The following is a 19,187-nucleotide window of genomic DNA, read 5'->3' as shown; positions in this document are numbered from 1 at the left end:
ACCTTGACCGGCGCCACTCCTAGCGGGTTCTTCCACTCAGTGAAAGGATCGACTAATACCCTGGGCTGCCACCTGAAGGGACGCAACCAATTTCGATCGGTCCCGATTGAAGTTCGGCACCACGATTCCCAGCGCCGCGACCACGTCGTCGTCGGCACCGCGCACCGGAACCGCGACCGAACACGCGCCGAGTGCCATTTCCTCGACGGTCTGCGCGAATCCCTCGCGGTGTACGCGACGAAGTTCGGCCTCCAGTTTGCCGGGGTGAACGACGGTGTACCGGGTGAGTCGAGGCAAGTCGCTCAGCACACGATCGTGAACATCTTTCGGTGCGTACGCGAGAAGCACTTTCCCCACGCCTGTGGCATGCAATGGAAGTCGGGCGCCGATCCGACTCACTGCCGGCACCGACGCGTGCCCGGCGAGCCGATCGAGATACAGCACCTGATCACCGTCGCGGACGGCGAGGTGGACCGTCGCCAACGTTGCGCCGTAGATGTCGTGCAAGAACGGCGACGCGATCTCACGAAGATCAGCCTGCACGGGCGCGCGCATGCCCAACTTCCACAAGCGCTGCCCGACGACGTACTCACCCGTCTCGGTACGCACCAGCGCACCCCAGTCGACCAGCTCGCCGACGAGGCGGTGCGCTGTCGCAGGCGCCAGCCCTGCCGCGGCGGCGATGTCGGTGAGCGTGAGGGCTGTTCGATCTCCTTCGAAGGCTGCGAGAACCGCGAGGAGTCGAGCGGACACCGACTGCCCCGGATTTCTCGTGTTGCCCGCCACCGCGCACCTCCGTCGTCGACCACACCGCGGCGTAGGAACCGCTGCCGATACCGCCGAGAAGCGTAGCGTCTTCAGGCTTCACCCAGGACAGATCGAACGCCCCGGATCATCGGCGTCGGGAGCCCCTCACTGCTCACCGAGTCGATACAGCGTGGCGTCGATGGCGTCCACGGCGACGACGATGGTGGATATCGCGGCCGCGTCGGCGCCTGCGTCGGAAAGTCCCTCGTGCACAACTTCGCTCAATCGCATGGCTTCCGGCAGGTGTTTCCCGAGCATGCGCGAGTAAGGACTGTGGTGACGCGCCGGGTCGTGGCCCAGTTCGTCCAACGCGTCGGCGACGGTGTCGAGTAGGTCCGCGACATCGTCGCGCAGTCCGTCACTCGAGTCCTCGGACCTGCTGGACAGCCCTTCCACGCCGACAACCACGGCTGCCAGCGAAATCAGCGTTCGATCGAGTGTGCTCGCCGCGGGCCGATAGATACGATCGCCGCCGACCCGGCTCCACGCACGGCGTCGCACATTGCCCCGCAAGCTGTCTCTGCCTCGATCCAGGGCTGCTGTGACACCGGAGGCTTTGAACAACTCCCACAGCTCGGTCCGACGTTCCCGATGCACCTGAGTCCCGTCCCGCACCGCGCGGGCCAGGTTACGCAGCAGCTCGGCCTGGCCTCTGGATCGTACGACGATGAGGTCACGTGCCTCGGAGAGGAATTCGGGGGGCACCACGGCGGCGTTGACAGCAAGCCCGACGACGGCACCGAGCGCGACGTCACCGATGCGGTAGAGCACCATCACCTCGTCGGTCGCAGTTCCGTACAGCAGCACCAGGAGCGCGGTGATGGCCACCCACATACCATCCGGCGCAAACACTTTCATTCTGCCGACAACCGTCCCGACGGCAACCGCCGCAGCCAGAGCCGGCACCACCGGCGCTACGCTGCCCGCTAGGGCTGCAATCGCGACGCCGACGGTGACGACGGCGACTTGACGAAGGGCCGCAGTCCCACTCGCACGCACGGTCACACCGATCATGAACAGCGCGGTGTACGGCGCGAGGAAGCTCTGCGGACTACCGATGACGCGATCGGCCAACCACCACGCGGCCATCGCTGCAATCGTCGACTTCGTGGCCGCGACGATCCACGGCCGCCCTATGGAACGGAAAATTGCTGTACCCGACACATTCGGGTGCTACCCCGCTACGCGGGACCCCGAAACTCCGCCGCCCATGCCTGCGCAGACGGCGACCCGTCGGCGAGTTCGGTCTCGATCGTTCGCACGAAGCTGCGCGAGTTCTCGTCGTGCATCGCGCGCAGGACAGCGTCCGGATCGCCGGCGACAACGAGATCGAACAACCGTCGGTGCCGTTCCGCTCGTTCGACGAGAGTCTCCTCGGCTGCCCGGGCCGAGCGGTTCATGCTCATGCACAACTGCAGCTGGATGGACAACGAACGATAGGACTCTTCCAGTCGACGATGATCTGCGAGCGCCACCAGCGCGGCGTGGAACCGGTAGGAATCCTCGACGGCCACGTCTTCTCGACCCGAGGCCGCGTGCGACGTCATGAGTTCGAGCGTCTCGCGCAACGCCGCGAGTGCGGACTCCGACTTCACCGGTACACCCAGACGTACAGCCATCGCCTCCAAATTCTCTCGCAGAGTGACGATTTCGTAGACGTCCTGCATCGTGAGGGGAGTCACCACCGCACCCACGCGCGGAGTCTGGACCAGCAACCCCTCTTGCTCGAGGATGCGCATTGCTTCCCTGAGCGGTGGCCGACTGACTCCGAGCTCGCCCGTCAACCTGTTCTCGACGACGCGATCGCCCGGACGCAGCTCGCCGCGGAGAATTTTCGACCGCAGTGCGTCCGCAGCCAGAGCGGTGAGGCTGGGCGGGTCCGTGACGAGTCTGCCTGCACGTGGGAGTGGTTTGCTCATATCAGCCGTTACGGTACCGCCCACACGACGCGACGCCGTTCTGCTCAAGTAATTAGGTTAACCTCTCGTTGTCTACAATAGCCCGGAGGTTGACCGATGATTGCACTGTCCACCGGACGCGGACGGCTCGAACCAGGTTTCGAGTTCGCGGCCGCCGCGGGTGTCTCGGCTTTGGAACTCGCGTGCCAAGAGCCGGAGAACAGGCCGGGCTCGTTCGACGACACGCGTATCGCGACCGTCCGTGGACTCGTCGAGCGCTTCGGAATGACGTGCGTGGTGCACTCCGCGTCCGCGGTCAACTGCGCGGAGACCGATCCGACGGTCCGGCCCGCCGTCGTCGCGCATCTGCTCGAGTACGTCGATCTCACCGATCGCCTCGGCCTCGACACTCTGATCGTTCATGCGGGCTACCACTTCGGACTCGGTCTCGACGAACCGCTCGACGCCCTCGCGCGAACTCTCGGTGAGGTCGCGGTGCGGGCGCACGACCGTGGTATCACGATGGTTCTCGAGAACATGAACGTTCTTCCCGTCGAAGCCGAGATTCGCTACCTCGGATGCACGGCCGCGGAGGTTCTGGCAATTCTCGATTCCGTCGATTCACCGGCACTCGAGGCGTGCCTCGATGTGGGCCACGCCCATCTGCTCCCGGGTGGAGTGTCCGAGTTCGTCGAGGTGCTCGGACCACGCATCGCCTATGTACAACTCACCGACAACGACGGGGTCGTGGACGATCACCTGGCGCTCGGACGAGGAACCCTGGATGTCGCGGCTACATTCGACGTCCTCGGCCGAGCCGGATACGACGGATTGATCGGCATCGAACTGCACGACCCCACCGACCGAATGGACAGCCTCCGATACCTACGGTCGATCGGACTGACCTGACCACAGCAACCTCCTGGCAAACGGACCCGAACTATCGAAAGACGCCCCGACCACCAACTTTCCGACCGGAAGGTCGGTTCCAGTTGGACTCTGGATCGCCAACTTCGACCATCATGGGCGCTATGCTGGCCGGGACCTGTCCCTACTCGACCCGAGGCACTGACCTATGAGCGTGTTGACGCGTCGATCCGGTGTGGAGCCGCAGCGCTCGACTGCGCGGTTCGACACGCGCACGGCGATGGTGATCGCCAGCGCTACCGGCGCGCTGCCTCTGCTCGCCATCGCGATGATCTCGCCCACGTTCCTCAAGCCCGGAGCGTTCCCTCTTCTGTGCGCGATCGTGGGCTTCACGGCACTCACCGTGGTGTTCGCACTGAAGATCGGCCGCCTGACCGACCTGCAATTCGCGATACTCGGCAGTGGCGGCATGGTCGGAGTCGCGATCTCCGCCTATCTCATCGCCGATCCGTCGGGCACACGCGCAGTCACGTCGATGCTGGCAGTCGTTCCCGCCATCGCCGCTGCTGGGTCGCCGCCGAAGATCACCGCCGCCGTCACCGCTGGATCCGTAATTCTCGCGACGTGGCTGTCGTCGATCACACTGTCCGATTCCGGACTGGCCGTCACCGTCGTCGCGGTCGGTGCAGCGGCGACCACCGTCCTGGTGCCCGTCGTACTGATCGCCGCGTTGCGTCGCTCGCTTCTCGCGGTGAACGGACGGCTGAGCGTGCTGGCCAACACCGATCCGCTCACCCGCTTGCTGAACCGACGGGGAATGTTGTCCCAGGTCGAGGCCCTCCTGGACAAGGCGTGCATCAGCCGCGGCAGGTTGTGGGCGTACGTCGTGGACATCGACCACTTCAAGTCCGTCAACGACACGCTCGGTCATGCGGCCGGAGACCGAGTGCTCGTCACCATCGCCGAAGCGCTGCGCCACGCAACCGCTCGAACCGGATCGCAGGAAGCCATCGTCTCGCGCATCGGCGGCGAAGAATTTCTGATCCTCACCGAACTCCAGCCACGCACTCCACTCGAGAACGCAATCCTGGACAGTGTTCGCGCGGAGTGCGAGGTCACCGTCAGCGTGGGCTCGGTGACGGTGGACGTCCGAGCTGCGCTCGATCCCCGGCTCAACTTCGGTGCCGCGAGTGAGAGTTCGCACGTCGAGCACGTCGTCGACACCATCATGCACGCCGCGGACAACGCGCTGTACGACGCGAAGTCCAGCGGGCGTGACCAGTCCGCGCATGCAGGTGCTGTCCTGGTCACCTGGGAAGCGCACACTCCCGAGCAACGAAGTGACCTGGCAGCCGAGGTCGCGCGGCGCGCGATGCCGTGAGAAGAACGTCCTCAGGCCACGGCCGAAGACGAGCTGGAACCGCACAGAGCGTGCGCGTCCCGAACCATGTCCTCCCACACCGCGGGCTGAGCCTCGCGCGAGAACGTCTCGCGGTCCCACCACATCAGCCGAGTCCGGTACTGATCGCTGGGGTACGCCGCCGCAGGCACGTCGACGTCGATACGACCACCCGACGACTCCCACTGACGGAGAACGTGGTCGGCGGCGCTGGCGAACAAGTAGCGACTTCCGGTCAGCTCGATGGTCGGCAGCGCCGTACGCGCCAACAGGGCCGAGACCTCGCGACCCGGGCTTCCCTTGCCCACCCAGGCGCTCTTCATCTCCACGATGCCGTAGGGCAACCGCGCTCGGAGTTGCCCGGTGACCACGTCGAGTCCGGGCGAGTTCTCCCACTCGACGAGGACATGCGACTGTTCGACGAGGGTGTACGGTCCCTGCGCGCGCACTCCCCCGAGCATCTCTCCGGACGAGTCGAGAACCACGTAGAAGAGAGTGGTCGTCGCACCGGACGCGACCTCGTCGATGTCCAGCGCTCGGGTCACCCCATGCCGCGAGTACGACGACCAGGCACCGTCGACGTATCGATCCCACAGTTCGGGTGCGGCCGCGGGTGTTGCGACCACGAGTTCCATCGTGCCATCTGTCGTCACGCTCGATCGCGGTCCGAAGGACGATCCGAGCAGGCTGTTCACCGGGGTGAGGCGAGGCCTGATGCCGCGGATGTCCCGGCCCTTGTATTTCGAGGCAGGGTACTGAACGGCCGAGTGGTGGACGGCCGAAGTGCGCGCTGATCCTGAGGTGTGTGCAACCACGTCTTGACTCCTTGAGAACGGTCCAGATCCCCGAATGGAACCGGACGAGGGCACTGCCGGACGGCAGTCCACTCATTCTTCCTGGTAGTTGGGGTCGTTTGCCCAGCTAGCCACTCCGATGACCTGCAGAAAGCCCGCAGGTGATGAGATCGCACACACGCGAGCAGGCCGCTTTCCAGATTTGCGGTTGAATCTTTGTGTCAGGTCACGACCACCATCGATGCCGCTCGCCACAGCGTCCGGGGCAGTGTTCCGCTACCTTGTCGGCAGCGGCACGACTTCCGGCCGCATCGGACGAAGCAGCGAAGAACGAGGGTGACGTGGCAGAGCACGTTGTGTTGAATGTGGCCGAGACGGACGACCGCGAACTGTACGACGAGATTGCCGCGCGAAGCGGAATCCGTGTCTTCGACACCACTGGCACACAACGTGAATCGCTCCGCGAGCTTCGTCCGGCACCGGCGGCGGACGTGCTCGAGGAACCTCTGCGGTGGGTGCACTACCCGTGGCGCCACGCGCTGGTTCGGGTCCTCGGTCCCGCTGCATTTCGGTTGCTCCGGTTGGATCGGAACCGAAACAAGATCACCGCGTCGGAGCAGAACGCCCTGTCCGATCTGCGCGTAGGCGTGGTCGGACTGAGCGTCGGACACGCCGTCGCGCACACCCTGGCCATCGAAGGCCTGTGCGGTGAACTACGTCTCGCGGACTTCGACGAGCTCGACCTGTCCAACCTCAACCGAGTCCCGGCGTCGCTCTTCGATCTGGACGTCAACAAGAGTGTCGTCGCATCCCGTCGAATTGCAGAGCTCGACCCGTACCTGTCGGTGGTCGAGTTCCAGGACGGGTTGACGCCCGAGACGATCGACTCGTTTCTGGACGGTCTCGACATCGTCATCGACGAATGCGATTCTCTCGACGCGAAATTGACGCTTCGCGAGAACGCACGCCGCCGGGGCATACCGGTGATCATGGAGACCAGCGACGGCGGAATACTCGACGTCGAGAGGTTCGACGTGGAGCCGGATCGTCCCCTGCTGCACGGGCTGCTGGGCGACCTCGACGCCTCGGCGCTCCGCGACATCACGCCGGCACAGAAGGCGCCGCTGGCGGCACGAATTCTCGATCCCGCCAAGCTCACTCCGCGGATGCTCGCATCGGTGCCGGAGATCGGCAAGACGTTGTCGACGTGGCCTCAGCTCGGCAGCGACGTCGCGCTCGGTGGAGCATCCGTCGCGGCCGTCGTCCGATCCTTCGGCCTCGGAAACCCACCGAGCTCGGGCCGAGTCCGCATCAACCTCGATGCGCACATCGCGGCGATCGAGGACCTACGCACCGAAGCGTGAGAGCGCGCCCCTCAGCTGTGCCAGTCCACAGCGGTGAACGGCGCCTCGGTGGTGATTCGGCCTGCGATGCCCGCGTGAGCGAACTCCTTGGCCACGGACACCGCGTCGGCGACGTCGGTGCCCTTGGCGAGTTCCGCGGTGATCGCGGCGGCGAACACACATCCCGCGCCGGACACCCGCTCATTACCGATCTTCGGCGCGCGTAGCACCGTGACGTCGGTTCCGTCGAAGAACACGTCGACGGCCTCGTCACCGGGCAGACCGGCGCCGCCCTTGACCGCGACGTAGCGCGGGCCGAGATCGGCGATGCGCCGGGCTGCCTCCGCGAGGTCGTCGACCGTCTCGAGCGACTCCATGCCGGACAGCGTCTGCGCTTCGAAGAGGTTGGGGGTGACGACGGTCGCGAGTGGAAGGATGTCGCTGCGCAGCGCATTGTCGGTGTCCAGGGCGGCGCCAGGCTCCTGCCCCTTGCAGATCAGAACCGGGTCGACGACGACGTGCCGCCACGGCTGCTGCCTGAGCGAGGTCGCGACGGTCTCCACGGTTTCCGGAGTTCCGAGCATCCCGATCTTGACGACGTCGAGAGCGTGCGCGGACGTGGCTGCCTCGATCTGGTCGGCGATGACCTGGCCGGCGATCGGGACGAATCGGTGACCCCAGCCCGACTTGGGGTCGAACGACACGATGCATGTGATGGTGCCGACGCCGTAGACACCCAGTTTCTCGAACGTCTTGAGGTCGGCCTGCAAGCCGGCACCTCCGGTCGCTTCCGAGCCTGCGATGACGTACGCGATCTTCGACATGCGGCCATTATTGCGGAGTACCCGATGCCCACTCGAATCGGACGCTGCCCTCGTGGTCACCGTCTTCCTTTTGTCCGATTCGATACAGTCGATGCAATGAACGACGCGTACCTTGCCGCAACCAGCACCGAACTCGGCGGAATCGCCGGGTGGGCAGTCGGCCTGATGGAGACCATCGGCGGACCGGGGGCAGGCATCGCCGTCGCCGCCGAGAACTTCTTTCCACCGTTGCCCAGTGAGATCATTCTTCCGCTGGCCGGCTTCACCGCGTCGCGCGGCGGAATGTCGCTCGCCGAAGCCTTGTTCTGGACCACCGCGGGATCCGTCGTCGGCGCACTGGTCCTGTACTGGCTCGGTATGAAACTGGGCCGGGATCGGATGTACGCGATCGTCGACCGAATCCCGTTCGTCGACACCGGCGACCTCGCCAAGGCCGAGGACTGGTTCACTCGGCACGGCCGCTCGGCGGTGTTCTTCGGCCGGATGATCCCCGTCGTCAGATCCGGCATCTCCATACCGGCTGGCGTGTCACGAATGCCGCTGGCCCAGTTCACCCTGTACACGACGCTCGGAAGCCTGCTCTGGAACTCGATCTTCGTCCTCGCCGGATTCTTCCTCGGTGAGAACTGGCACTATGTCGAGACCTACGCGTCGATCTTCCAGTACGTCGCAATCGGCGCCGCAGTCCTCCTCGTCGGATGGTTCGTGACGAAGAAGATCCGGGCACGTAAGTCCACCGAGCAGTCGACCGGTTCGGGCACCGATCGACCCGAGGGATGAGCGCTCAGTCCAGCAGCTCGGCGGTGCGCAGCGCCGCGCGCACGTCCTCGTGATGCCACTCGTCGAGTTCGACGAGCGGGAGGCGAATACCGCCGGCCATCAGACCCATCTCCGCCAGCGCCCATTTGACCGGGATCGGGTTGGGCTCGGCGAACAGGGCGCTGTGCAGACCCGCGAGCGTCGCGTCGATCTCCGACGCCGACTCAGCGTCACCTGCGATCGCGGCAGCACACATCCGGGCCATCGCCGCCGGTGCGACGTTGGCGGTCACGGAGATGTTGCCGTGGAATCCTGCGAGCATGCTGGCGCGGGCGGTGCCGTCGTCGCCGGAGTACAGCGCGAAATCGTCCAACTCGAGCGCGACGAGATCGCGGACCCGGTCCAGGTCACCGGCGGCTTCCTTCAAACCCACGATGTTCGGAATCTCGGCAAGTCGCGCGACGGTGGACGGCAGCATGTCGCACCCCGTACGAGACGGCACGTTGTAGAGGTACTGCGGGATGTCCACGGCCTCGGCGATCGCGCGGAAGTGCCGGTACAGGCCCTCCTGCGGCGGCTTGACGTAGTAAGGCGTCACCAGCAGGGCACCGTCGGCACCCGCGGCGAGCGCGGACTTGGTCAGGTGGATGGCCTCGGACGTCGAGTTCGCGCCGGTACCGGCGATGACGGGCACCCGGCCTGCCACGACGCCGATGGTCCGCCTGATCACCTCGGTGTGCTCGGACACCGACAGCGTCGATGCCTCGCCGCTGGTGCCGACGGACACGATCGCGGACGTGCCTTCCGCCACCTGCCGTTCCACCAGTGCGTCGAGCGCGGAGAAGTCGACTTCGCCCGAGGTCTTCATCGGGGTGACAATTGCAACGACGCTGCCGGTGATCACGCTTCTGACGCCTTCCGTCATGTGTTCGAATTCCGCTCGGAATCGTAGACGAACATGGTGAATAGCCGAGAACAGGCACAGTGATGGGTCGTCTACGGTTAGGTGTGGAATCTCCGATCTCGAACTATCTCCGTACTGTGCTCGACGAGTGTCGCGGGTCCGACGGCGGATCCATTCCGCAGGGCAATGCGGAACTGGCACGGGCGGACACAGATTTGTTCGGTATCGCGCTCGCCACCGTCGGCGGCTCGGTCTACACCGCGGGCGACGCCGAGTACGAGTTCTCGGTTCAGTCCATCGCCAAGACCCTCGCATACGCGTTGGCCCTCGACGACCGTGGCCGCGACGCGATGGCCGAGGTCGTGGACACCGAACCGTCCGGTGATTCGTTCAACGAGATCTCGCTGGAACCCGAGACGGGCAGGCCGCGCAATGCGTTGATCAATGCGGGCGCGCTCGCGGTTCATTCGATGATCGAGGGTGCGTCCTCCGAAAATCGCGCCGAACGAGTCCGGTTGCTGCACAGTCGGCTTGCCGGCCGCGAGCTGTCCATCGACGCCGCGGTCCACGAAGCCGAGCTGGAGGCCGACGACCGCAACACCGGTATCGCACACCTGTTGAAGGCAGTGGGAGTCCTCGGGGCCGACCCCGCCGAGGTCGTCGACGGTTACGCCCGCCAGTGCGCGATCTCCGTGAACTGCCGCGACCTCGCGACCATCGCGGCGGTCATGGCAAACGGCGGTATCAGCCCGGAGACCGGAGAACGACTGCTCGACACCCAGCACAACCGGCACGTGCTGTCGGTGATGGCGACGTGTGGAATGTACGACGGCACCGGAAGTTGGATCTCCACGGTCGGGATTCCGGCGAAGAGCGGAGTGGCGGGCGCGATCATCGGAGTGCTGCCCGGGCAGGTCGGCATCGCTGTCGTGTCACCGAACCTGAACGAGCACGGCAACAGTGTGCGCGGAGTGGCCGTGTTCGAACGGCTGTCGAAGGATCTCGAACTGCACATGATGCACGTCTCTCCGACCGGTGACTCTGCTGTCCGAACCACTGCCGACGGCGAAAACGAGGCGACCGTCGAGTTGCAGGGTGACCTCCGCTTCGCCGGAGCGGAGTCGATACTGGTCGCACTCTCTCGGACGACAGCGCGAGCATTGGTGCTCGACTTCGAACACGTCCGGGCAATCGACGACGCCGCCCGGTCGCTTCTGCAGCATGCCGTGGATCGACTGCGCGAGGAGAACCGAGACGTGACGATCAGAGATCCGCAGAACCTGATGTCGGCGCCCTGAGCTAGTCCCGTCGGCGCTTGGTCTTGGCCGCGTACATCTGTTGATCCGCTCGCGCCACGAGGGCCGCACAGTCCTCGTCGTCGAGACGCTCGACGGCACCGACGCTGACCGCCAGGGTCAACAACCTGCCGTTCCAGGCGACCGGCTCACCCGTCAGTGCGCGGTCGAGCACGATGCACAGGGCATCGAGTGACGGTTCGGGGGAAGGCTGCGGCAGCGCGACGACGAACTCGTCGCCCGCGAATCGGCCTGCGATCGCGTTGCCGGGCAACCACTCTCGCAATCGGAGCGCGACGGCTTCCAGGAGGCTGTCGCCGGCACTGTGCCCGTGGGTGTCGTTGACGATCTTGAGATTGTCGACGTCGATGAACGCCAAGGTCACCGCGCCATCGTCGGCAATCCAACTGTTCAGATGGTCGAGAAACACTGCCCGCCTGGACAGTCCGGTCAGATCGTCGCGCTCGGCTCGACTCCGCCACAGATGGGCGTCGTGCACCACGGGGTTGACCAGATCCATGCACACGATGAAGACCTCGTGCCCCGCCAGCACGCCGACACCCACGTGCATCCAGCAGGAGACGATCACACCGTCCTTGCGACGCAGCTGCCGCAGCGCCCTTCTCGGTTCGGTGCGTCCGTTGACGTCCACCGGCGACGACGCGATGTCCAGCGCCATCCGGCGGGCCGACACTCGCTCGGAATCCGGAATGAAATCGGTGACGGGCGCGCCGGTGAGATCGCCCGCGTCGTACCCGAGCAGCTCACGGCATTCCCCGTTCGCGGCGACGATCACCGAATCCAAGCTGTGCACCACGACGGCGATGGGGAGCTGAGCCACCACTGCGTCTATCGCGATGACCTCGTCCTCGGTGAAGCCTCGGACATCGGGACGACGGGTCGGCGTATCGCCGAGTCCTGCCCCGCTGGTACCGCCCATCGAAAACCGCCCCGCCGCCGTGTCCAGTGAACAGCCGTCAACACTACAGAGCGAACCGGTCCGCGGCAGTCGAACAGAACGCTTCGCCTGATGCGGTCAACGCCAGGCGAACACGGGTTGCTCGAAATCCGCGACCCGAGTGTGCCGCCGGTGCAGCACGACTTCCCTGAACTGGTGCACGATGGCGCCTGTCGGCGCATGCACCAGCGAGGTGCGGAACGGCCACTGAACCACGGGCTTGTCCGATTCCTCGATGGAGACGAATCGAGGGTCGGAATCGATCTCGGCGGCGTCGACCTCGTAGACGGTGGCGACCTCACCGGGGTCGATGGTCATCGTCGACAACGTGTCTCCGACCCACACCACGAACGGAGTGATGACGTATCCGGACCGGGTGCCGTAATCGTCGAGGCGGCCCAGGATGTCCGACGGCTCGGCCGTCAATCCGACCTCCTCGGCCAACTCCCGCAGACACGCCTGCGGCGCGGTCTCACCTGGGTCGAGGCTGCCGCCTGGCAGCGCGAACTGTCCTGGGTGCGCGCGGAGCTTCGAGGGCCGCTTCGTCAGAATCATCCGGCGGTCGCCGGCCGCCCCGCCGATCGCGACGGCCACCGCCGCTCGCCTACCGTCGACGCGGAGTTCCCGATGTTCGAAGTCCGCGAGCGCGGCCACCATGGCGTCGCGTTCCAGTCTCGATTCTTCGGCCATCTGCGAAGCCTAGACAGGTTCGGTCAGCACACCGAAGTGACGCACCGTGCCGGACAACCCTGGCACTTCCTGCCGGGGACTCCACGTCAGAAGTCCGTCCGCGCTGTCGGAGTAGAAATACTTTCCCTCGGTGTAGGCATCGAAGTAGATTCGCCAGTGTCCGTTCGGCAACTGGACGACGGCGGGTCCTTCGACCAGCGCGCCCCAGTCCCCCGGCGGAACGAACGTGTAGGGCCCGGCGAGAGTGGGCGCTATCGCGTGTTCGAGCACCTTGTTCGTCTCGTTCTTCGTGAACGCGTGATAGACCGCTCCTGCTTTGACCACGGTCGTATCGATGCGATCGGCACCGAGGCCTGCAATGGGAAGCGGAAAGCTCCACTGCGTCAGCGACGGGTCGAGCGCGGTCATCAGATACGGGACGAACCCGCCCCCTGTCGACATGGACAAGATCAAGTTGACCCGATCCCCGTCGACGAACCACTCCGGTGCCCACGCCTTCGTGGTGAACGGTGAAAGAGAAGGTCCGTCCGACGACCCCGCGGAACCCGTCAGACCGGGAGGACCTGCCGAGCCGGTGCCGTCTCCGGTGCCCGGCAGAAACGCGCAACACAACGGGACGGGATAGTTGCCCATGGGCGTCCAGTCGACGCGATTGCTACTGCGCGCGAAACCGATGTTCGCTCCACCGCCCGTCGTGTACGCGACGTAGTACTGGCCGTCGGAATGCCGGAAGATGCTGGGGTCGCGAATCAGTCCGGACGGCGGCCGGAACGCGGCGTCACGAACGGATCGAAAGGCGCTGCCGTCGGTGGATTCGTACACGTCCATATCGCGATCACTGGAGGTACTGAAGCCCACGATGGTGTACCGAACAGCGCCGGGCTGTGCCTCACCGATGCCCGCCCCTGCCACCGTCAGTCCCAGGACCAGGCAGAGGACCGTCCACAGAGCGGCGGGACCTGGACGCGCAGTCGGCTTCACCGTCAGGAGTATCCACGTAGACGCGCGTCGGGGGGTCACTTCCGCATGGACCTTGGTAATCGTTACAACAAAAAAGTGCGTTCACAACGGCTGTCACCGTTGTGAACGCACCGAGAGCGTTGTGAGGAGTGTGCGGCTACACCGTCGCCGGGACGTCGTCGAACGCGTCCAGCAGCTCTCCTCGTACCAGGAACGAATACGCGCCCGCACCCGTCGGCTCGTTCTGAACCAACACCAATCCGTCGTCTCGAACGTCGCCGATGATCACGACCACCGTGCTCTCCCCCGCTGTGAACCTAGCTCTGTCTCCAATTTGCACGAGGACCTAGGTACCCGCTCGCAGTGCTTCCAAACTCCACCGTGAACCCGAATGTCGAGGCCGACGCTCGATACAGTGCACCCATGCACACTCCTGCTTATCCGAATGTCCTGGTTACCGGCGCGTCCGGGGGCATCGGCCGGGCCACGGCACGAGCATTCGCAGCAGCTGGACATCGCGTGGCCGTGCACTGTTCGACGGCAGTCGACGCTGCGGCGAACACAGTGGAACTCCTCGACGGCACCGGACACATCACCGTCGCCGGTGATCTCTCGTCGCCGACGGGTGGGCCGGGGATTGTCGACGAGGTGATCGACCGCTTCGGAAGTGTGGACGTGTTGATCAACAACGCCGCCGTCGGGCCGACCGAAACGAACCGGCATCCCATCACCGAGGGGTCGTTCGAGGAATGGGAGTCGGCCTGGCGAGAGATGCTGCAGGTCAATCTCGTCGGAGCGGCTCATACGACATGGGCCTTTGTCCGCCACCTCGTAAACAGGGCCAGGCCAGGATCGATAGTCTCGGTCGGCTCGAGGGGCGCACTCAAAGGGGAGCCGGACTACCCCGCGTACGGTGCAAGCAAGGCCGGACTGCATGCGTTCAGCCAATCGATGGCGGCAGCGCTTGCACCGCATGATATTTCGGTCACCGCTGTCGCGCCCGGGTTCGTGTCCAGCGAACGCCAGGCGGCCACACTGGCCGGAGAACGCGGCGACGACATCCGTCGCCAGAGTCCGTTCGGCCGAGTAGGCACACCGGAGGAGATAGCGTCGACGATCGTCTTTCTCGCCTCACCCGAAGCCGCCTGGTGCAGCGGCACGGTGGTCGACGTCAACGGGGCGTCGTACCTACATCCGTGAGTGCATGGATGGAACGGTTACCGCACCACGTCGTACACGACCTTGACGACGCCGTTGGAGTACGCCTCGGATTCGCGGAGAACGAGACGCTGCTCCGGGCGTGAGTCGTGGCCGAAAAGATTTTTGCCGGACCCGAGGACGACGGGGAACACCAGCAGGTTGTAGCGGTCGATGAGTCCGGCGTCGGCCAGACTGCGGGCGAGTTCGCCGCTGCCGTGGATGAAGATGGCTCCCCCGTCGGATTCCTTGAGAGCTGCGACGTCCTCGGCCGATCTCAGGATGGTCGTCTCGCCCCAGCCGTCGACCAAAGCTGTCTCGTCGAGAGTCGTCGACACGACGTACTTGGGGAGGTCCTTGTAGCTCGCGTGGTCCTCGGACCCGACCCAGACCGGCGCGAAGACCTCGTAGCTGCGGCGGCCGAACATCAGTGCCGTCGTCTCCTGCAGTTCCTCGCCCTTCAGCGAGAACGCCTCGGGTACGAACTCGGTGCGTACGACCCAACCACCGCTGGGGTGTCCTTCCTCTTCACCGCCCGGCGAATCCAGCACGCCGTCGACCGACATGAAACCCGTCCACACCAATTCACGTGCCATCCGATATTTCCCCAGTTCTCGTTGGTCCTGTGTGATCCCGCGAGGCACCCTGTCACGCCCCACCGGATCACTGTACAAACCGGACCACCCATTCCAGAAGTGCCGAGTGGAACGTGAACGGCAGAAAAATCTACGCGTCGTGACCGATGTTCCGCAGCCCGCCCGTCGCGCATGATCGTCTTCGAACACCCTGCACGCCCTGCCGAAGACCGCAACGGCACCCTCACACCGGAGAGCGAGAAACCACATGTCCGAGCCGAAGAACCTCAATCCGCTCTCCATATTCACCGGCTTCATTCCCTGGATCGCGTTCTCTCTGGTCGCGCAGAGAATGGCGGCCAACGGCGTCGCCTGGAGCGCACTGTTGGCCGCGGCCATCGGTCTGGTGTTCGTCGTCCGAGGCCGACGCACGGGCAACCCCACGATGATGGACATGTACTCGCTGGTCCTCTTCTCCCTGATCGCCGTCGTCGGCTTCGTCGGCGGCGAGAACATCGACAACTGGCTCTTCGAGTGGGGCCGGCCGCTCGTCGGCGTCGTACTCGGCCTCATCCTGCTGGCCACGGCATCCACGCGCCCGTTCACCGCCGAGTACGCGAAACGGTCTACTCCTCAGGAGTACTGGTCCTCGCCGCTGTTCCGACGCATCAACTTCGTCCTGTCCGCCACCTGGGGCGTCGCGATCACCGTGATGGGCGCCGCGTCCGTACTCGTCACCGCCCTCGACGCGCACGCCACCGGAACCGACAGCCCCTATCTGATCGACTTCTTCCTCAATTGGGCGGTACCGATCATCCTGATCGTGGTCATGGTGCACGTGACCAACACCTACCCGGACAAAGCAAGCGCCCAGGCCGCCGCCCGCCTCGGCGACGCCGCCTGAGCGACGAGAACGAAAGACCCGGTGTCGTGACGGCACCGGGTCTTTCTCGTTCACAGGAACCTTCCAGCCGAGAGCCAGGGTTCTCACCGGATCGACACCCACTATTGAACCTACTGAGCCACCGAGTGCCCCAGAGGAGCAATAGACATGACCCGAGTACCAGAACCCACCGATACGCCCGACGGCCCGGCTTACGAAGGGCGCCTTCTCGATCGGCCCACCGAGGAGGTCGTCGATCAAGGTGCCCGCTTCGACATGACCACGTTGGTGACTCGTCGTAGAGTTCTCAGCGTCGTGGGCGCCGGGGCAGGCGCGTTCGCGTTGGCAGCGTGTTCCACCTCGTCGGATACCGGCAGTGCAGCCGCGTCCACGACGACATCGGCCGGTTCCACGACGGCGACCGCCACCGACGAAATTCCCGAGGAGACCAACGGCCCTTACCCGGCCGACGGCACCAACGGTGTCAATGTCCTCGAGGAGTCCGGAATCGTTCGCAGCGATGTGACGTCGAGCCTCGACGGCGGCACCACTGTGTCGGGAGTGCCTCTGTCGCTGACCTTCTCGGTCACGGACCTGGCGAACGGCAACAACCCGTACGACGGAGTCGCCGTCTACATGTGGCAGTGCGATGCAGCCGGCCTCTACTCGATGTATTCCGAAGGCGTCGAGGACGAGACGTATCTTCGCGGAATCCAGGTCGCCGATTCCAACGGACAGGCCACCTTCCAGACCATCGTCCCCGGTTGCTACAGCGGACGCTGGACGCACATCCACTTCGAGGTCTATCCGGACGCGGCCTCCGCAACGACTGCCGAGAATGCAATCGCCACATCCCAGATTGCATTTCCTCAGGACATGCTCGACACGATCTATCAGCTCGACACCTACCCCGGCTCGGCCGAGAACCTCGCTCAGATCGGCAGCCTCGACAACGACAACGTGTTCGGTGACGGCTACGACCTGCAGATGGGAACGTTCTCCGGAGACGCCGCTTCCGGGTACGTCGGATCGTTGGCAGTAGCCGTGGATGCCGGCACCGAACCCACGATGAGTGCACCTCCCGGCGGCGGCGGACCGGGAGGAGGTGGCCAGCCGCCGATGGGCGGCGGCACCCCGCCCGCAGGCGGACCGCCGAACGTCGGCTCCCAGGGCTCCAACTGATCTCGCTACTTCACTTCGACACTTAGGAAAACACCATGTTGCACAACCTGACCGGATGGCACGCACTCATCGTCCTCGCCATTCTCCTGCTCGTCTTCGGCTCCACCAAACTTCCGTCGCTCGCCAAGGGCGTCGGCCAATCTCTGCGGATCCTCAAGGACGAGGTGCGTGAGGAGACGGCCGGCTCGTCGACTCGTGACCGCACCGGTGCCGAGAACGACACCACGACCGTTCCGTACCGACACGCATCATGACCGCAGCGACTACCACCGTGCGCGGCACGATGCCGCTGGCCGGTCATCTTCGCGAGGCTCGACGCCGCGCGACGCGCGCGGCGGTGTCGCTGCTGATCGGCATCGTGATCGGGTTTCTGCTGTCCGATTCGATACTCGACGTTCTGCGCACCCCGGTCGAAGAGTTGGCCGCGACACGGGCTGCCAGTTTGAACTACGACACTGTGACCGGCGCGTTCGATCTCCAGCTGAGAATTGCCCTGTTCGCGGGAATCATCGTGTCCAGCCCGGTCTGGCTGCGCGAGCTGTTCGCCTATCTCGCACCGGGGTTGAACAAACGCGAGAAGAAATACGTCGTCGGATTCTCGGCTGCGGCCGCGCCGCTCTTCGCCGCTGGTTGCGCCTTCGGGTTCCTGTTGTTCCCGCGCATGGTCAGCGTGCTGGCCGGCTTTTCGTCCGACCAGGACAGCACCATCCTGAACGCGTCCTACTACGTGGACTTCGTCATGAAGATCGTCCTTGCGACCGGAATCGCTTTCGTACTTCCGGCGTTTCTGGTCATGCTGAACTGCCTGGGGATCGTGTCTGCGCACGCCCTGCGGCGCAGCTGGCGCGTAATGGTCGTCGTCATCGCGCTTTTCAGCGCGCTCGTCACCCCGGCGGCCGACGTTCTGTCCATGTTCCTCGTCGCGCTCCCGATGTCGGGGCTGTTCGGTGCAGCCCTCGCCATCACAGCGGTGCACGACAAGAGAGCTTCCCGACGCTCACTCCACGACACACCACTGTCCACGCACTCCTGAAACCCGGAGCACCACCATGTTCGGTTTGACCTTCGAAAAACTCTTCCTGGTCGCAGTCATCGCCGGATTCCTTCTCGGCCCCTCGCGCCTACCCGGCTACGCGCGCGAGTTAGCCCACGGGGTCCGCTCGCTTCGTGACTTCGTCGACACCACGCGCACCGAGGCAGAGGAGGAAATGGGGGTCAAGTTGCGACGCAGCGAATGGGAATCGATCGACCTGCGGCAGTACGATCCCCGGCGAATCGTCCGCGATGCGTTGAACGAGAAGGACACACAGCCCTCGGATGCACTACCCGAAGACGCACCGTTCGCCGAGGCGGTCACCGTGCGGCCGGGTCAGAAGTACCTCGTGACGGGGACCTCGTCGCACCCGAAGCGAATACTCATCGCCTCTCTTCCCGAGAGCGACCCGCGGCGCATGGCTGCCGAGGTGGACCCTGCAAAGTGCGAGTCTGTGGTGACAGTCGAGAAAACCTGAGATTTTCACCCCTCCGCCTGCTCGTCCTCTTCGGGTTCGAAGGACGACTGGTCGGTGTGCCCGACAGCAACTCCGTCGTCGGTGTCCGGGATGGACCCGTCCTTGCCCAATCCGTCGTCGCCGCTGCCGGTGTTCTTGTCGGTGGGTGTCTCGCTGGTGCTCATCGTCGAACTCCCTGTGTCGGTACTGCTGTTGTCGGTAGTGCTGCTTACCTCCCCGGCATCGCATCAAACCTTCGGGGTAGCACGCCCGCTACGCCGTACCTTCACCACCGGGAACGGCGAGCGGAGGCTGGGGCATTTTCGGGGGCGGGTGTGGGGCCCCGAGAATGCCCAAACAGC

23 protein-coding genes are annotated in these 19,187 nt (G+C 64.9%); 11 read left to right on the top strand and 12 right to left on the bottom strand.

Features of this window, described 5'->3' with window-relative positions; translation table 11 throughout:
- Positions 1-36 precede the first annotated feature (36 nt).
- The 3 genes from CH289_RS01135 to CH289_RS01125 all read right to left on the bottom strand — a co-directional run bounded on the left by CH289_RS01135 (position 37) and on the right by CH289_RS01125 (position 2,726).
- Positions 37-786 carry an IclR family transcriptional regulator gene (locus CH289_RS01135; RefSeq protein ID WP_094653909.1) on the bottom strand — a complete coding sequence of 250 codons (750 nt, stop codon included), beginning with the start codon at positions 784-786 and terminating at the stop codon, positions 37-39.
- Between the two features lie 126 nt (positions 787-912).
- Positions 913-1,971 (bottom strand): FUSC family protein, encoded by a 1,059-nt coding sequence (locus CH289_RS01130; protein WP_256976912.1) that lies wholly within the window; start codon positions 1,969-1,971, stop codon positions 913-915.
- A 17-nt stretch (positions 1,972-1,988) separates the two neighbouring features.
- Positions 1,989-2,726, bottom strand: coding sequence for a GntR family transcriptional regulator (locus CH289_RS01125; protein ID WP_037144395.1), 738 nt, complete (start codon positions 2,724-2,726; stop codon positions 1,989-1,991).
- A 96-nt stretch (positions 2,727-2,822) separates the two neighbouring features.
- Here CH289_RS01125 and CH289_RS01120 point away from each other — a divergent pair, with 96 nt between their 5' ends.
- Together CH289_RS01120 and CH289_RS01115 are read left to right on the top strand one after the other, a co-directional pair.
- Positions 2,823-3,614 carry a sugar phosphate isomerase/epimerase family protein gene (locus tag CH289_RS01120; RefSeq protein ID WP_033189842.1) on the top strand — a complete coding sequence of 264 codons (792 nt, stop codon included), beginning with the start codon at positions 2,823-2,825 and terminating at the stop codon, positions 3,612-3,614.
- Between the two features lie 166 nt (positions 3,615-3,780).
- A complete protein-coding gene (locus tag CH289_RS01115; RefSeq protein ID WP_020111245.1) occupies positions 3,781-4,953 on the top strand; it encodes a GGDEF domain-containing protein in 1,173 nt (390 codons plus the stop codon).
- Positions 4,954-4,964: 11 nt separating this feature from the next.
- Here the strand turns inward: CH289_RS01115 and CH289_RS01110 are convergent, their stop codons facing one another.
- Positions 4,965-5,786, bottom strand: a complete 822-nt coding sequence (locus tag CH289_RS01110; RefSeq protein WP_094727034.1) for a hypothetical protein — start codon at positions 5,784-5,786, stop codon at positions 4,965-4,967.
- A 260-nt stretch (positions 5,787-6,046) separates the two neighbouring features.
- Between CH289_RS01110 and CH289_RS01105 the strand changes: the two genes are divergently transcribed.
- The gene (locus CH289_RS01105; protein ID WP_094653911.1) at positions 6,047-7,129 is read left to right on the top strand and encodes an Rv1355c family protein; all 1,083 of its coding nucleotides are present in this window, start codon (positions 6,047-6,049) and stop codon (positions 7,127-7,129) included.
- An 11-nt stretch (positions 7,130-7,140) separates the two neighbouring features.
- Here the strand turns inward: CH289_RS01105 and thiD are convergent, their stop codons facing one another.
- Positions 7,141-7,932, bottom strand: a complete 792-nt coding sequence (gene thiD, locus CH289_RS01100) for a bifunctional hydroxymethylpyrimidine kinase/phosphomethylpyrimidine kinase (RefSeq protein WP_019663419.1) — start codon at positions 7,930-7,932, stop codon at positions 7,141-7,143.
- A 96-nt stretch (positions 7,933-8,028) separates the two neighbouring features.
- On the opposite strand from thiD, the gene CH289_RS01095 reads away from it, so the two are divergent.
- The gene (locus CH289_RS01095; protein ID WP_020111249.1) at positions 8,029-8,712 is read left to right on the top strand and encodes a DedA family protein; all 684 of its coding nucleotides are present in this window, start codon (positions 8,029-8,031) and stop codon (positions 8,710-8,712) included.
- 4 nt (positions 8,713-8,716) lie between these two features.
- Here CH289_RS01095 and dapA read toward each other — a convergent pair whose 3' ends face one another.
- Positions 8,717-9,616, bottom strand: a complete 900-nt coding sequence (gene dapA, locus CH289_RS01090; RefSeq protein WP_019663417.1) for a 4-hydroxy-tetrahydrodipicolinate synthase — start codon at positions 9,614-9,616, stop codon at positions 8,717-8,719.
- 83 nt (positions 9,617-9,699) lie between these two features.
- Between dapA and glsA the strand changes: the two genes are divergently transcribed.
- The gene (gene glsA, locus CH289_RS01085) at positions 9,700-10,893 is read left to right on the top strand and encodes a glutaminase A (RefSeq protein WP_037144383.1); all 1,194 of its coding nucleotides are present in this window, start codon (positions 9,700-9,702) and stop codon (positions 10,891-10,893) included.
- Between the two features lies 1 nt (position 10,894).
- Here the strand turns inward: glsA and CH289_RS01080 are convergent, their stop codons facing one another.
- From CH289_RS01080 to CH289_RS28135, 4 genes are all read right to left on the bottom strand, one after another.
- Entirely contained in the window at positions 10,895-11,830 is a 936-nt protein-coding gene (locus CH289_RS01080) for a sensor domain-containing diguanylate cyclase (RefSeq protein ID WP_019663415.1), read from the bottom strand.
- Between the two features lie 96 nt (positions 11,831-11,926).
- Positions 11,927-12,538: an NUDIX hydrolase gene (locus tag CH289_RS01075; RefSeq protein WP_094627541.1), complete on the bottom strand. Its 612-nt coding sequence runs from the start codon at positions 12,536-12,538 to the stop codon at positions 11,927-11,929.
- Between the two features lie 9 nt (positions 12,539-12,547).
- Entirely contained in the window at positions 12,548-13,519 is a 972-nt protein-coding gene (locus CH289_RS01070; protein ID WP_037157928.1) for a glycoside hydrolase family protein, read from the bottom strand.
- Positions 13,520-13,655: 136 nt separating this feature from the next.
- Positions 13,656-13,793, bottom strand: a complete 138-nt coding sequence (locus tag CH289_RS28135) for a hypothetical protein (RefSeq protein WP_179276700.1) — start codon at positions 13,791-13,793, stop codon at positions 13,656-13,658.
- A gap of 128 nt (positions 13,794-13,921) precedes the next feature.
- Between CH289_RS28135 and CH289_RS01065 the strand changes: the two genes are divergently transcribed.
- A complete protein-coding gene (locus CH289_RS01065) occupies positions 13,922-14,698 on the top strand; it encodes an SDR family NAD(P)-dependent oxidoreductase (protein ID WP_256976910.1) in 777 nt (258 codons plus the stop codon).
- A gap of 17 nt (positions 14,699-14,715) precedes the next feature.
- On the opposite strand, the gene CH289_RS01060 is transcribed toward CH289_RS01065, so the two are convergent.
- A complete protein-coding gene (locus CH289_RS01060) occupies positions 14,716-15,291 on the bottom strand; it encodes a dihydrofolate reductase family protein (RefSeq protein ID WP_037144378.1) in 576 nt (191 codons plus the stop codon).
- Between the two features lie 247 nt (positions 15,292-15,538).
- Between CH289_RS01060 and CH289_RS01055 the strand changes: the two genes are divergently transcribed.
- From CH289_RS01055 to CH289_RS01035, 5 genes are all read left to right on the top strand, one after another.
- Positions 15,539-16,174, top strand: coding sequence for a DUF3159 domain-containing protein (locus tag CH289_RS01055; protein WP_019663409.1), 636 nt, complete (start codon positions 15,539-15,541; stop codon positions 16,172-16,174).
- A 147-nt stretch (positions 16,175-16,321) separates the two neighbouring features.
- Positions 16,322-17,335, top strand: coding sequence for an intradiol ring-cleavage dioxygenase (locus CH289_RS01050; protein WP_019663408.1), 1,014 nt, complete (start codon positions 16,322-16,324; stop codon positions 17,333-17,335).
- A 35-nt stretch (positions 17,336-17,370) separates the two neighbouring features.
- Positions 17,371-17,589, top strand: a complete 219-nt coding sequence (locus CH289_RS01045) for a twin-arginine translocase TatA/TatE family subunit (RefSeq protein ID WP_019663407.1) — start codon at positions 17,371-17,373, stop codon at positions 17,587-17,589.
- A complete protein-coding gene (tatC, locus tag CH289_RS01040) occupies positions 17,586-18,368 on the top strand; it encodes a twin-arginine translocase subunit TatC (RefSeq protein WP_019663406.1) in 783 nt (260 codons plus the stop codon). Before CH289_RS01045 ends, tatC begins: the two co-directional genes overlap by 4 nt.
- 16 nt (positions 18,369-18,384) lie before the next feature.
- The gene (locus tag CH289_RS01035) at positions 18,385-18,846 is read left to right on the top strand and encodes a Sec-independent protein translocase family protein (protein WP_094727030.1); all 462 of its coding nucleotides are present in this window, start codon (positions 18,385-18,387) and stop codon (positions 18,844-18,846) included.
- Between the two features lie 5 nt (positions 18,847-18,851).
- Here the strand turns inward: CH289_RS01035 and CH289_RS28130 are convergent, their stop codons facing one another.
- Positions 18,852-19,010: a hypothetical protein gene (locus tag CH289_RS28130; protein ID WP_019663404.1), complete on the bottom strand. Its 159-nt coding sequence runs from the start codon at positions 19,008-19,010 to the stop codon at positions 18,852-18,854.
- Positions 19,011-19,187: the final 177 nt, after the last annotated feature.

This window comes from Rhodococcus sp. RS1C4 (assembly GCF_002258225.1).
Taxonomy (GTDB): Bacteria; Actinomycetota; Actinomycetes; order Mycobacteriales; family Mycobacteriaceae; genus Rhodococcoides; species Rhodococcoides fascians_E.
This window is presented reverse-complemented; position numbering and strand designations above follow the sequence as displayed.

Excerpts from the sequence above, each read along its gene's own strand:
- CH289_RS01120 (WP_033189842.1), top strand. The coding sequence starts at position 2,823 with ATGATTGCACTGTCCACCGGACGCGGACGGCTCGAACCAGGTTTCGAG.
- CH289_RS01050 (WP_019663408.1), top strand. The coding sequence starts at position 16,322 with ATGACCCGAGTACCAGAACCCACCGATACGCCCGACGGCCCGGCTTAC.
- CH289_RS01075 (WP_094627541.1), bottom strand. The coding sequence starts at position 12,538 with ATGGCCGAAGAATCGAGACTGGAACGCGACGCCATGGTGGCCGCGCTC.
- CH289_RS28130 (WP_019663404.1), bottom strand. The coding sequence starts at position 19,010 with ATGAGCACCAGCGAGACACCCACCGACAAGAACACCGGCAGCGGCGAC.
- CH289_RS01035 (WP_094727030.1), top strand. The coding sequence starts at position 18,385 with ATGTTCGGTTTGACCTTCGAAAAACTCTTCCTGGTCGCAGTCATCGCC.
- CH289_RS01065 (WP_256976910.1), top strand. The coding sequence starts at position 13,922 with ATGCACACTCCTGCTTATCCGAATGTCCTGGTTACCGGCGCGTCCGGG.
- CH289_RS01095 (WP_020111249.1), top strand. The coding sequence starts at position 8,029 with ATGAACGACGCGTACCTTGCCGCAACCAGCACCGAACTCGGCGGAATC.
- tatC (WP_019663406.1), top strand. The coding sequence starts at position 17,586 with ATGACCGCAGCGACTACCACCGTGCGCGGCACGATGCCGCTGGCCGGT.
- CH289_RS01115 (WP_020111245.1), top strand. The coding sequence starts at position 3,781 with ATGAGCGTGTTGACGCGTCGATCCGGTGTGGAGCCGCAGCGCTCGACT.
- CH289_RS01060 (WP_037144378.1), bottom strand. The coding sequence starts at position 15,291 with ATGGCACGTGAATTGGTGTGGACGGGTTTCATGTCGGTCGACGGCGTG.
- thiD (WP_019663419.1), bottom strand. The coding sequence starts at position 7,932 with ATGTCGAAGATCGCGTACGTCATCGCAGGCTCGGAAGCGACCGGAGGT.
- CH289_RS01045 (WP_019663407.1), top strand. The coding sequence starts at position 17,371 with ATGTTGCACAACCTGACCGGATGGCACGCACTCATCGTCCTCGCCATT.
- dapA (WP_019663417.1), bottom strand. The coding sequence starts at position 9,616 with ATGACGGAAGGCGTCAGAAGCGTGATCACCGGCAGCGTCGTTGCAATT.
- CH289_RS01055 (WP_019663409.1), top strand. The coding sequence starts at position 15,539 with ATGTCCGAGCCGAAGAACCTCAATCCGCTCTCCATATTCACCGGCTTC.
- CH289_RS01125 (WP_037144395.1), bottom strand. The coding sequence starts at position 2,726 with ATGAGCAAACCACTCCCACGTGCAGGCAGACTCGTCACGGACCCGCCC.
- CH289_RS01080 (WP_019663415.1), bottom strand. The coding sequence starts at position 11,830 with ATGGGCGGTACCAGCGGGGCAGGACTCGGCGATACGCCGACCCGTCGT.